Origin of the sequence: Borreliella burgdorferi B31, assembly GCF_000008685.2 — a bacterium.
GTDB lineage: Bacteria > Spirochaetota > Spirochaetia > Borreliales > Borreliaceae > Borreliella > Borreliella burgdorferi.
In genome coordinates this window covers 1-12008 of sequence record NC_000954.1, presented here as the reverse complement: position 1 = coordinate 12008, position 12008 = coordinate 1, and the positions used below count along the sequence as shown (strand labels likewise).

Genomic DNA, 12008 nt, shown 5'->3' with positions numbered 1-12008 from the left:
TCTAATTCTAGTCCCCTTTATTTTTTACGTTTTGTATTAGAATCATCTTCTAACTTTAATATTAATGAACACTCTCCTGTATTGCTAAGCCTTGCACTTGTTTCTTTTATAGTGGTTTTTATCATTTTCCCTAGTCCATCAATAAATGAGACTTTATCTCCAACATTTAACTTATGTGTGAAAAATGTTTTTGCGTTCCAAAATATAAGATTTTTTTTGAGTGTTGTGCCCAAAGTAATTTCTTGTTGTGGTATAAATTCAAGCCCATAGTCTTCTAATGCCTCGTAGTGGACATTTTCCCCCTTTTTTATATAATTAGTAAATATCAGATAGCATTCATATCCCCGTAAACCAGTACCAATATCGGCTATTACGTTATGAGCGTATGTTCCTTTTATTTTGTCAATAAACTCTTTTGGTGTTGTGGCATAAATATCTTTGTCAATAATTTTAAGACAATCTTTTTCATCCATATTAAGGATATTGCGATTGGGAAATACAGATTCTATTGCCTCCTGCACCGTTTTGCCTTTAAAGTTTTTGCCTTCTTTGCCTGCCAATTCGCGATTGAAGAAATTGCTTTTAGTTAATAAACGAACATCAAGATCTACACTAAAATCCCCACCCGGATAATCAGTGCTCATAGGAGGTCCTAAAGTTCCTGCCATTATGAAATCAAAATTTTTTTCATGAGCAAATTTCTTATAATATATTTTTACTATATCTCCAAATTTAATGTCGTCGGTGAGGTCTAAGGGAAGATTCCAAAGTACGACTTTTGCTTGTTTGGAACTTATAGTATGAATATTTGAATACACGTTGGATATGGAAATATCAATATGAATTCCATCTTGTGTATTGATGATAATTTTAGGAATTTCTTCGGCGAAAGGAATTCCATCAGGGGATTTTTTTGATGTATCTACATTGTAGAACTCAATTTTAAAATCATATTGTAGTAACAGCATTTTTTATCCTTTATATTTTTCCAATGCAAATGTTTTTACTATTTCTATTGATAGACTAACCTCAACTTCGTCAATGAAAGGAGTGTCCTTAAACGAAAGACTTGTAATTACAGCCAATTCTTTTAGGCCAAAAGTTGGACTGTAGATACTAAAAGGAACTTGAGCTTGAAGTCTGTTTGCTAGTTGTTCTTTTGCGAGATGCGCGTCAAAACGTAGCATAGTATTGCCAAAAACAGTCATTTTAAGTAAAGAAAGCATATCCTTATATAAGGATGTTAGTATTCCACCGTTTAATGATATGTTTTCACCAGTCATTACCGGATTGTAGCTTACATATTCCGCTTTTCTATCATAATAGTTGATAACTGGTCTTTTAGAACAATTAGTATTGTAAGTGCGTGTTATGAGTTCATTTTTTGGTTTTATAAAAAACAATTGAGGAACATATCCAAAACCTTTTAGATCCATTCTAGGAAATAACACTAAAAAATTATCTGCTCCGAAAAGGGCAAATATTTGGGTTATTACATCTCTTATTATTCGAGTAATTTCCCCGATTTCTTTCTTTTCAATATCATTAATTTTTTCCTCGATTTTTTCTTTTCAATATCATTAATTTTTTCCTCGATTTTTTTCTTTTCAATATCATTAATTTTTTCCTCGATTTTTTTCTTTTCAATATCATGATTGTTAGTAATTTTATTATTAATATCTATTTTGTTAGCTGCATTGTTAGCAATTTTTTTGTTACTTGTCATAAGTAATTACCTTTTGTAAAAATTATGGTGTGCTGTTAGCATTGTCTTGATTTTGAATTTCTTCTTGTAGTTTTTTTAGAGCCGCACCCTCATCTCCGCCCATCCATCCAGGTAGCATCGATTTTAATTTTGCAAAGAAATAATTAAGATTAAAAATACTTTTAATGCCATTAATTATGGGTTCAATAATATGTGTTTCAAACGTAAAGTCTTTAAAGTAATTAGTTATCTTATTAATGAGGTCAAGTAATGGGTCCAAGACAGTAGTGGTTAAGTTTTGAAGAGTTTGCTCAGCTGAGGCCAAATTACTTTGAATAATCTCAGCAGTATTGGCTTTTTTTGTAAGGCCGAAAGATTTAAAATCCTCGAACATTTCCATCATCTTGGTAATTCTGGACTCTAAATCTACCTCAGCCCCGCCTTGCCAAGCCCTTTTGGCATCTTCTATGTATTTGTCGCCAACGCCCGACTTTTTTAGTAGATCAAAAAGCTCACTTCCATCACCCCCAAGAACACTATTAACAGCCTTTACTGCATCTTCGCTGCTCATAGCACCACTGGATTTAAGCATAGCTGCAAATTCTACTGCGTTTTTCAAATTAGTTTCATTTAACATATCTAAGTCCCTTAAAGTACCCTTAAAGACACTTGCTTGATTTAAGAATTCTTCTTTTTCTAGGTCGCGCTCAAATCCCTTCATTCCGCCAATAATCTTTAAAAGACTCTCTTTCTCTTTTGGATCACCATAAAACGCTTTATTGAGAAGTTGTGTTCTTTTTGTTTTGGTGTCTTCTTCAACCGATTTTTTAGCAAAACCTAAAAGGCCTCCTCCAACTTTACTCATAGCGTTGCTAATGATATTCCCTAGGGCACTACCTATAGCAATTTTGGCAACAAGTCCTTTTCCTTGAGAGGCCGCTAACATTTTACTTTTTGCTTTTGATTCTTTTGCAAGTTCTTTATACTCAAGACGCCTTTTGTCTCTATCAGACATTAAAGATCTTCTGAAAGCCTCTTTTCTAGCTTTCTCAAACCCCATGCCCTGTTTTATAAGTTTTTTAGTTTGTGTAAGTCTATATTTCTCAACACGCTCTCTTAAGCTTTCAAATTTAGATTGTCTACTAAGTTCTTTTTTCTTGTCCGACAAATTATTTTTTACAATATCTTTAGTGCTACCCAAACTAGATTTTTTAGGTTTAAGATATTTTCCCATTTTAGAAATATCTTGTTCAATGGCCTTTTTTGTTGCAGCATGATCAAGAATACCTTTAAATTTAATGGTGAATTTGTCGCCCACTAAGTCCTCACTTGCTTAAAATTAATTCATACAATTCTTTTTCTAATTTAATCTCAGCAAGTCTATTGACTTCTAAAAGCTCGTCATAAGGCAATTTTTTAACCGAGTAGTATGAGCAAATATTCATAATTACTGGGAAAAAGTATTTATCGTTCTTAATCTCGTCAAGCAAGTTAAAATATTTTTTTCTAGTCTCATCAAGACTTGCAATAGCTTTATCAATATCTCTATTTCTTTTGCTCATTTAGCAACCAGCGCATTGGAATTTGATGTAATTGATGAAAGCGAAGTGGCTACTTTTTCATAATCAAAATTTTCATTAATATAGTCAAAAGCAACAAAATCACCAACATTATTTTCATACTCACTCAAATATACTAAAGCGGGCTTTTTTAGATCATTGTCTAAATGAAAAGTATTAAATTGTGCAGTGTAAATTATTGCAACAAGATAGTCCTTATAATAAGAAATAAATTCTCTATTTTGATCCAAAATCACATATAATTCGTCTAAAAATTTTGGACTTATCATTAAGCTTGTGATTTCTCTTAAGTATTTAACCTCATTAAGCTTTAAAACAGCGTCACTTTGATTAAATCCTAGCACCTTTATCCCATTCATAGACTGGTAATACTTTTAGTGGATATTCATAAGTTTTATTTTTAGTTAAAATTTTCATTTTATATCTCATTATCATAATAAGACTCTCCTTTTAAGTGTTGTTTGGTTTAGTTTTTTGGCAATTAATAGCCCTAATTTCAAAAGATACTTTTTCGGCCTCAGCAGAATAACTTCTTGAAGGCTCTTCAGTAAAAATTGCATAGTTAGAAATAATTTTGGTAGCAATTCTATCATTGAATACTAAATCAAGCATTTTATCCTCTTTTCTCACATCCATGTTGTAAAACTGTTCATCAGAAAGTTCAGTTAACAAAATGTAGTCATGACTACCTAGTGTCACTTCAATGTTGAAAACATAAGTTATTGTTTTGGGATCTCTTAAGCTTATTACAGGCATACCTTTATCTTCACTACTAATCACTGCTCTTGTTGTAGGTTCGCTTGTAAGCTCTAGCTTGCCACTATGTAACTGCGTACCACCAATTGAAAAATAAACTTCTCTTAAATCATAAAATTGCATTTTTAGACCCCCTTTTAAGCACTTAAGCTGTTTTGATAATCAAACTATATCTTGAGTAGTAATTACTAAAGCAACAGCATTAATGCTAAAGTTATAAGTAATATTCACGCCAAGTTCTAATTTAAGTTGCGGGGTAGGAGAAAGAGTAAGATTTAAATTTTTGTACTCAATAATCAGTCCTCTATCCACAAACCTTTTCAGTAAACATTCAATTGCTGAAGTATATGCATTGTCTCTAGCTCCACTAAGCTGCAGTGCAGATAATTTGCTATTTTGCCTATTGTTTTTGTTCCAAATTTTAATAAGCTCAATAATCGCTTCGTTTTTTATATAGTGGTATGTAAATTGTTCGTCTATTGTACTTCCAGCTAGGTCAACACCTTCTTTAAAGGCAGGTAAACCATCAAGCCCAGTTTCATTAAGAAGTGAATAAAAGTTGATTTTTGCAGTTCGCAACTTTCCAATTACAGTATCATCAACAAGTGGTGTAGCAGCCAGCGGCATGCTATAAGGATTTACAGCATGAAAAATACTAGCTTGATGGAGATATTGACTTATAAATTTAAGGTGTAAATTGTCTTTATTGTTACTGTAAACAGCAATATTTCTTTCTTTTTCAGTATTGCCTTTATCTTTAAATAGTTCTTTTATTTCTTGTTCTTTAGTCGAGAATACAAAAAAAGTTGAAGGCATTTTGAATTTATTATAGTCATCTTTGTAAATTTTAAGTCCATCATCTGACGCATCCCCCTCAGTGTTAATAAGTACAACAAAAGTGTGTCTATGTACTTTAAGATAATTTTTTAGCTCTTCAGGCTTATCCTTATAAATGAAAAGATCGGCTGATTTTAACGATTCTTCGCTTGAATTGAAAAAATTTGACATTGCAGTTTTAAGCAGTGTTTTTTCTTTTCCAAACTGATCTTCTTCATTTCCATTCTCTTTTTCTAAAGTTTCAATTTGTTTTTCATAATTATTAACGGTTAAATTCAATATTTTATAGCTAGCAGCATCTTTGTTAACTTTGATTTTAGCTGTTTTGTAAACCAAAAGTGGATTATAATAATTGGGCCTACTAGTCTGAATCCTAGAGTCAATAAAACTTACACTAATTGTATCTTGCGGCAATTTCGTATTCCTCCTTTAAAATTTCGATTGCTTTTACACTAGCATTGAATGCTATAGATGCACTGTATGCATGGTTGCTATATTTTGTGCCTAAATTAATCAGTCCAACTGTTTGCATATTAGATGTTGGGTAAATGTAGAAGTTAATTTTATTAATATATTCGGGTTGTAGACTGGGCAAAGTATACTTATGAGCTTTATTGTGTAGAAAGTCACTAAGCATACTATAAAGCATTAACATGCGTGAATTAGCGTCAAAGTCTTTGGCGTTTAACACTATTGCAATAATATATATTTGAAAATTTATACTAAATTCCAAAGCATTTTCATAAAATACACCGGCTTTATAATTATGATCAAATAGATTTTCTGTACCATCAAATTTCAATGCTATTATATTTGAGCTAGCAGCTGTGATTTTTGAAAGATATGGATGATTGTAGGTATTTATGATATCGCACTCAAAATTATTTTCAGTTGCATACGCCTTAAACCCTTTAAATATTTGAGTTAAATGATTTAATACCATATCTAAAGTGAAAATCATTCAAGTGTTACCTTATAAGTAATCTCTGATAACATTTTGGCTGTATCAACAAGTGGAATTGCTGCAGTGTTACTGCCCCTTTTAAACTTACTTTTGATTGTATTAGCCTTTAAGGCTGGAGTGACTTGTGCTGATAGTAGATAATTTTCATAGTACCTTATAAAAGCTTGTCCAATAGCCTCCATTCCTGATTTAGGGTCAAGATTAAACTTAGAATTTATATAGCTATTATTGATATATTCTCTAAACTCAGAACTACTAGCAATTTTGGTTAAATGTTTTCTTGCTGGTAAATTGCTACTCCCTTTTTCATGCATTTTAGCAATACCTGCACGACCACCAAACCACCCAATTTCCAATTCCATTTTAAATTCTAGTTTGTCCATATAAATTCCTTTAAAACCAAAGTAAAATATCCGATTGAAGAGTCAATACTAAATATTTCAAAGTAAACTAAATCTGCAATTGATATTCGGTCTTTTAGTTCATAGTTAAGGTCTTGATATGTGTAAAGTTTGGAATATCCTTGAATATCAGACATATCAGAATCATAAAGAATTGCAAGTTCTTGTGGCTTTATGTCAATAATAACTCCTGCGAATTCAGTGTACTTATTTTTATCAAATACTCTCTGATAAGAAGAATCATTTTCAAGCTTTACAACAGTACCTTTATAAAACTTTAAGGGTTTAGGATCCTTAAATACGTTGATCATGCGAAATGACATATCAGAAAGTCTTTTCCTAACACCATTCATTAGACAACCCCCACACAAGATGGCGTTGAAGTTTCTCTTTTTAGTTTTTCTAAAAATGCATCAGGTTGTGAACAAAAACTCTTGTTTGAGCCACAACCCCCCTCGCCACCTTCTTCGCCTCCACTGCTACTAGGATAATAATCAAGTTCAAGTTCATTGAATTTCTCTTTTTTGATCCTATCAAATTCAAATTCTCGAACAACTCCCTGTTTTCTTAATTGACAACCCATATGGTAAAAGGTAAGTAAAAATATTTGTTCATATGTAAGTGAACTAGCATCAATACCACGTGTTACTAGAATAGCTTGAAGTAAAGATAAATGAAGTAGAAAATTTTGTCTGCTTAATGCAAGTTTGTCTATTCCTAGTAACAATAACACTTCGGAATGAAGTTTTGTTACCAAAAGTTCTTCTTCAGCCTCAACTTGTGTTTGTAAGTTTTTTTGTTCGCTCACTTCGATTTACCTTATGTTTTTAACTTTGTTTAATATGTACTTGCAAAATAGTTTTTCTAGTAGCAAGTAGCCCTCCTAAAACAAAATCAATGTATGAATGAGCAATATCAGTTGAATCTTTATCCACTTGTTCATTTGGTGTAGGTAACATATACTTGCTAGGTTTAAACTTAATAAGCTCTGGGTTTAATGGGTAAATAAGTATTTGATGTTTTAGCAAGTTTGAAGTTTCAATGTAGACATCTTCTCTATTATTAATAGCCTTGATAGTTTGAATCAAAACATCCTCCCATTTTTCGCAGCTACTTGCTGCACCCTGTGCTGCTGCGTATGGCTTTACGAGTTTGAGAGAAGTTGTAGGGTCAACTATTACCATCATAGGTGTAGAAAATTCGTCTCCTAGCTCTAACTTTGAAAGTCCCGCCTCAATTTTTTCAAATATTTTATCCATTTTGTCCTTATTAGCACTTTCAACCTCTTCTTTTACTTGATTGATGTGGCATATTAAGAAGTCCATACATATTGGGAAGTAGACGTTTTTGATTTTTTCCATCTTTTTGAATTGAAACAGTGCCTGTTAGTACAAAGTGATTAATAAGTTTAATAATCTCGCTACTTGCAAGCTTATAGGCTTGAGAGAAAGGAAGTAAATTGTTATTAATGTCACCAAGATATGAGTCTGAAGTGTAAAATTTTTCAGACGCCTGCTTTAAGTGCCTAAATTTGTACTGTAATTTTAAGTAATTAAGTCTTACCACTTCAGAACTAAATCCAATAGTTGAAATAGTATTAACCTCATTAGCAATCGTTGTAGGATTAGCATTTAAAAACGCATCCCACTTTACAGTTCTTTGGTAGCCCATCTGAAGATCAACATCTTCAATTTGATCAGGCGAAAACCATTTATACATTATAGGATCTTTAACTTCCCCTATAATATTAGCCACAGCTTTTGCATAATAATTTTCATCAAATAATTCCATATTAAATCCTCCCAAATATCATTAATTTTTACTTACAGCTTTATTTCCAAATACTGCTACTTTTATTAAATAAACATCGTTACTAATTTGTTTTGCATCAGACAACGCTATTGCATTAATAGTTGCCTTATTTGGTGGTGCTCCAGTCACCTTTTCAAGAGCACCGTCTTTATTAAAACAAGTTTGTCTTTTACTTTAAGCGTAGAATCTTTTGCTACTAAATAACCCTCAAAATTATTTGTAATTGGAACAATAGTGGCTGTTTTGCTAAACTCATCTATATCAGTGCATATTCCGTACAAGTCATCCCCACCACCAGCCTCAACGTGGGGTTCATAGTGAATTTGATTCTCTTGTTCCTCTTGAATAACTCTTTTTACCCCACGCTTATATGGATATCCTAAAAATGGATGATTTTCTAATTTGTCAAATTTGCTGGTTCTAGTGCCTCCAGAGGCAAAAAATTGTATGTTTTTATCTCTAAACTCTACAGAATTGCTAAGCAAACCAGCGTCATACTGGGGATTTTTCATAAACTTTTCAAGTTTACTTCGTTTATCTTGATAATCTTTTAATAATTGCGTTGTGTCTGCCATTTGTTTAACTCCTTTTATTGCCCAAGGCTTAACCACCAGCTTCAGGTGTTACTGTTTTCTCAAGGCCTCTATTGCCAAAAATTGCAACTTTTATCAAATTAATAGAATACTCTTGTTTGGGATATCTAGCTTGATCTTGATGTTCATCTTCGGGTGCAAAATTGATTGTAAATGAATCAGAGAGGGCATATGCATTAATTGCGGTTGGTGGCCCACCACCAGCCTTGATAATAACCCCATTGTTATTTATATCCAATATTTCTCCCATTTTTATACTCGGATTTCTTGTAACAAGATACCCTTCAAAGTTATTCGTAATTGGTAATACATACGCAGTACTACTAAACTCACATACATCTACACATATCCCATACATATCAGTATCAGCACCAACTTCAACATATATAGAATTCTCTTTTGGAACAAGTTTAACCCCACGCTTATATGGAAAACTATTTGCTGGATCATAAAGGTATTCTTCTATTTTGTCTGCAAAGCTTGAATATGTAAAAGAATAAGCATTAACTCGCTCATTCTTTGATTTAAAACAACCACCCGAACTACTAAAAACCTTATTTTCAATCGAACTCATTGATTTTGAATATTTTTTAAATTTTAAAAGAACATCGTCAAGTTCTTTAACTGAATCTAAATAAGGATCTTTTGCTTGTGCTTCTTCAGCCTGTCTTGCTTGACGTTTAGATCTAGGAGCAACTGGAATTTCTGATTCTAACCCTAATTGTGGATTATCATGAACATTAGGAGATTTAGCTTGCCCTTTGCCTTTTAAAGCCATAATTTAATTACCTTTTAAAGCTCTATTCCCAAAAACACTAGCAAGCACTATGGATAACTCTTCGGTTAATTTATGTACTTTTGAAAGTGCTATAGCATTAACAGATTTATCATTTCCCCCATTCTTTTCAAGCTCTCCTTGTGCATTAAAATGCAGCTTATCACCCGGATTCACACCATTTTGTCCATTTTTCTTAAATGTTAAATACCCCGTGAAGTTATTTATAATTGGAACTACAGTTGCCATGCCAGTAAACTCATCTATATCAGTGCATATTCCGTACAAGTCATCCCCACCACCAGCCTCAACTTCTAGTTCTGTTGTACCATCTGCACTAAAACTAAGCTTGACTCCACGCTTGTATGGATACCCTTTAGCAGGATAATTTTCTATTTTGTCTTTACTACTAGTAAAAACTCCATCCGAATTGGAGTAAATTAGATTTTTATCTCTAAAGTCTACAGAATTCCTAAGCAAACCAGCATCTTGCTGAGGATTTTTCATTAATGCTTTAATTTCTGCAACTTTTTTATCAAACTCTTCTTTTATTTTTGTAATACCATCGCTCATTAAAAACTCCTTTAAGCAATACTTGTTCTTTTATGTCTTTTTAGATTTTCATAAAATTGAATTCGTCTTTGCTTGTAAGTATTACTTATCGCTTGTACAAATTCTGTGAAATTAATAGGTACAAAATTAGAATCAAGCAAACTTGCTCTCTCTTCTGATTTAACAACAATATTGCCTCTGACAGAGTCAACAGAAGAAAAATTGCTACTCGCAGTTTTTCTTAATTTAATATTCACTTTTGCTAAAGAAACAAGTTGCTCTAACATCTCTCCATCGATATGACTTATGTCTGATACTTTGGCAATAGCTTTAATTTGCTCAATTGGAACGAACTTGCGCACAAGTTCTCTACGTTGTGCTTGCATAATGTCTTTTAATGTGTATCCTTTTGCAAGCAACACCTCCTTATTGAAATGATTGCTAAGATGTGCTTTTGCAAGTGTATCAATTTCATTTATGCGCTCAGCCTCTAGCAATAATTGCTTTTTAATACGCTCCCTCTCTTCAACTTCTGCGAGTTCTTTTGTTATTCGTTCATTTATACTTAAATCTCGACTTGTCTCTTTGGATTTACTATTTGCTTGCTCTTTAAAGCGCATGTACTCTTCAAATTCCTGCGCACTTATAACTTTAGTATCAGCCTTATTTTGCTGCTCTTCTTTATCTTGTGCTTGCAGGTCTTCTTTTTCTTCTTTCTCAGTCATCTTTTAACTCCTTTTCTCAAAATGAGAATAATTTCTCTTTTAAAATCGCTAACTCCTCATTATCAAAGGAGCTACTTTGTATAAGCTGGTTATATTTACTGTAAAGCTCAATTAGCTTTATATCTCTTTCCACTTTTTGTTCTTCACTTAACATAATCAGCGAATTAAATTTCATATCAAGCCCAAAATACTTTGTAAGTTTTAAATTACAAGAGTTCTCAATTTGTTCTTGCACACCTTTGAGAAAATCGTAATAATTACTCCTATCACCTTTACCACCATTTCCTAATCCTTTAGCCTGTTCATTAAAGCTTCTGGTTAAGGGCTCTTTAGTATCTGCACCAATTTTTGCCTTAATTAATGCTAAAGCCTCCCTTAAGTAACTAAGATCGTATTTAATAACCTCTAAACTAGCACTAAGGGTGGCCGTATAAAACATTCCCTCATTATTTAGATTGCTTTTTAGCCTAGCAAGCTCCTGTGATAATGAGTCATTAAGGTTTCTTAAATTAGAAATATCTTTACTATGATTGTTTGAATTTTGTTTTCTCAAAAAAGAAGATAAAATGCCACTTCCCCCATCATTATTGCTGCTCTTAGTAAGTGCACTTAAAGAAGTTGTTGCACTAGAAAGCGCGTCTTGTAGTTGTACTAAAGATTCATCTTTGTAAAACAAAAAATTGTGGTTTTCAATACGTCTTTCTATTTCTACGTATATCTTTTCAAATAAATAAATATCTAGTAAAAAGCTTTCGGTATAACACGGAACATATCTTTTTAAGATATAATCAAAGTTTTCATATATGATAAGTCGACTTTTATGTATTTTAACTGCGTCTAAAGAATTGTTCTTATTGTTGGATTTTACTTTATAGGTTATATGATCAAAATCAACTCCCAAATCTCTTACATATTCATAATCAAGGTATTCAAAACCAATGGGTAATTCTATATTAACGGGTTGTTCGAGATCTATTAGAGTATCTTTGGTTTTTACTAAAACATAGCCAATCCCATGAAAACGGTAGCTTATAATACAATTAAGCAGAGCATTCTTAAGCTGTACCTTTAACCTAGCAAGTTCAACCTCACTAACATTGTGGTCAGCACTCTCAAGAACAAGTCCATTCTTGAGGCAATCTTCTGCTACATTTTCAATGTAATTTCTAAAAAATATTGAGTATTTGTATAGTTCTAGTGAACTTATTTTATCTATTAGTTTTGTTTTTCTTAAATCACACACCTTTTTACTTCTCTTTATTAAATTAGATGTATGATAGCAAAAACTAATATTTTTGTCAATAAAAT

General features: G+C 32.2%; 14 protein-coding genes and 4 pseudogenes. All 18 read right to left on the bottom strand.

From position 1 onward, the window contains the following. Positions 1-17 precede the first annotated feature (17 nt). A complete protein-coding gene (locus BB_RS07195) occupies positions 18-968 on the bottom strand; it encodes a DUF693 family protein (protein WP_010883895.1) in 951 nt (316 codons plus the stop codon). A 3-nt stretch (positions 969-971) separates the two neighbouring features. Continuing rightward, positions 972-1562: a DUF792 family protein gene (locus BB_RS07190; RefSeq protein ID WP_080745459.1), complete on the bottom strand. Its 591-nt coding sequence runs from the start codon at positions 1560-1562 to the stop codon at positions 972-974. Beyond that, complete coding sequence (locus BB_RS08080) at positions 1505-1726, bottom strand: hypothetical protein (protein WP_044283637.1); 222 nt, start codon at positions 1724-1726, stop codon at positions 1505-1507. Before BB_RS08080 ends, BB_RS07190 begins: the two co-directional genes overlap by 58 nt. 22 nt (positions 1727-1748) lie before the next feature. Beyond that, on the bottom strand, positions 1749-3023 hold the full coding sequence (locus tag BB_RS07180; RefSeq protein WP_010883894.1) for a DUF759 family protein: 1275 nt from the start codon (positions 3021-3023) through the stop codon (positions 1749-1751). A 7-nt stretch (positions 3024-3030) separates the two neighbouring features. Beyond that, entirely contained in the window at positions 3031-3267 is a 237-nt protein-coding gene (locus tag BB_RS07175) for a DUF1322 family protein (RefSeq protein ID WP_010257901.1), read from the bottom strand. After that, a pseudogene (locus tag BB_RS07170) lies at positions 3264-3720 on the bottom strand (DUF1473 family protein). Before BB_RS07170 ends, BB_RS07175 begins: the two are co-directional and overlap by 4 nt. A gap of 15 nt (positions 3721-3735) precedes the next feature. After that, positions 3736-4164, bottom strand: coding sequence for a DUF1463 domain-containing protein (locus BB_RS07165; RefSeq protein ID WP_010883893.1), 429 nt, complete (start codon positions 4162-4164; stop codon positions 3736-3738). 14 nt (positions 4165-4178) lie between these two features. Further along, a pseudogene (locus BB_RS07160) lies at positions 4179-5292 on the bottom strand (DUF787 family protein). After that, positions 5273-5839 carry a DUF764 family protein gene (locus BB_RS07155; RefSeq protein ID WP_010883874.1) on the bottom strand — a complete coding sequence of 189 codons (567 nt, stop codon included), beginning with the start codon at positions 5837-5839 and terminating at the stop codon, positions 5273-5275. The pseudogene BB_RS07160 and the gene BB_RS07155 overlap by 20 nt, the downstream one beginning before the upstream one ends. Beyond that, positions 5836-6225: a hypothetical protein gene (locus BB_RS07150; protein ID WP_002658432.1), complete on the bottom strand. Its 390-nt coding sequence runs from the start codon at positions 6223-6225 to the stop codon at positions 5836-5838. Before BB_RS07150 ends, BB_RS07155 begins: the two co-directional genes overlap by 4 nt. Further along, positions 6213-6596, bottom strand: coding sequence for a DUF1506 family protein (locus BB_RS07145; RefSeq protein ID WP_010256287.1), 384 nt, complete (start codon positions 6594-6596; stop codon positions 6213-6215). The genes BB_RS07150 and BB_RS07145 overlap by 13 nt, the downstream gene beginning before the upstream one ends. Further along, positions 6596-7051: a DUF3890 domain-containing protein gene (locus BB_RS07140; RefSeq protein WP_010883873.1), complete on the bottom strand. Its 456-nt coding sequence runs from the start codon at positions 7049-7051 to the stop codon at positions 6596-6598. The genes BB_RS07145 and BB_RS07140 overlap by 1 nt, the downstream gene beginning before the upstream one ends. Before the next feature lie 19 nt (positions 7052-7070). Beyond that, positions 7071-8034 (bottom strand): annotated as a pseudogene (locus BB_RS07135) (hypothetical protein). Positions 8035-8055: 21 nt separating this feature from the next. Beyond that, positions 8056-8630 (bottom strand): annotated as a pseudogene (locus BB_RS07130) (DUF228 domain-containing protein). Positions 8631-8658: 28 nt separating this feature from the next. Next, positions 8659-9426, bottom strand: a complete 768-nt coding sequence (locus tag BB_RS07125; protein WP_010883892.1) for a DUF228 domain-containing protein — start codon at positions 9424-9426, stop codon at positions 8659-8661. A 3-nt stretch (positions 9427-9429) separates the two neighbouring features. Beyond that, positions 9430-9996 (bottom strand): DUF228 domain-containing protein, encoded by a 567-nt coding sequence (locus tag BB_RS07120; RefSeq protein ID WP_010883891.1) that lies wholly within the window; start codon positions 9994-9996, stop codon positions 9430-9432. A gap of 11 nt (positions 9997-10007) precedes the next feature. Continuing rightward, positions 10008-10700, bottom strand: a complete 693-nt coding sequence (locus BB_RS07115; RefSeq protein WP_010883890.1) for a DUF1357 domain-containing protein — start codon at positions 10698-10700, stop codon at positions 10008-10010. Between the two features lie 16 nt (positions 10701-10716). After that, entirely contained in the window at positions 10717-11943 is a 1227-nt protein-coding gene (locus BB_RS07110) for a phage portal protein (protein WP_010883889.1), read from the bottom strand. Between the last annotated feature and the right edge of the window lie 65 nt (positions 11944-12008).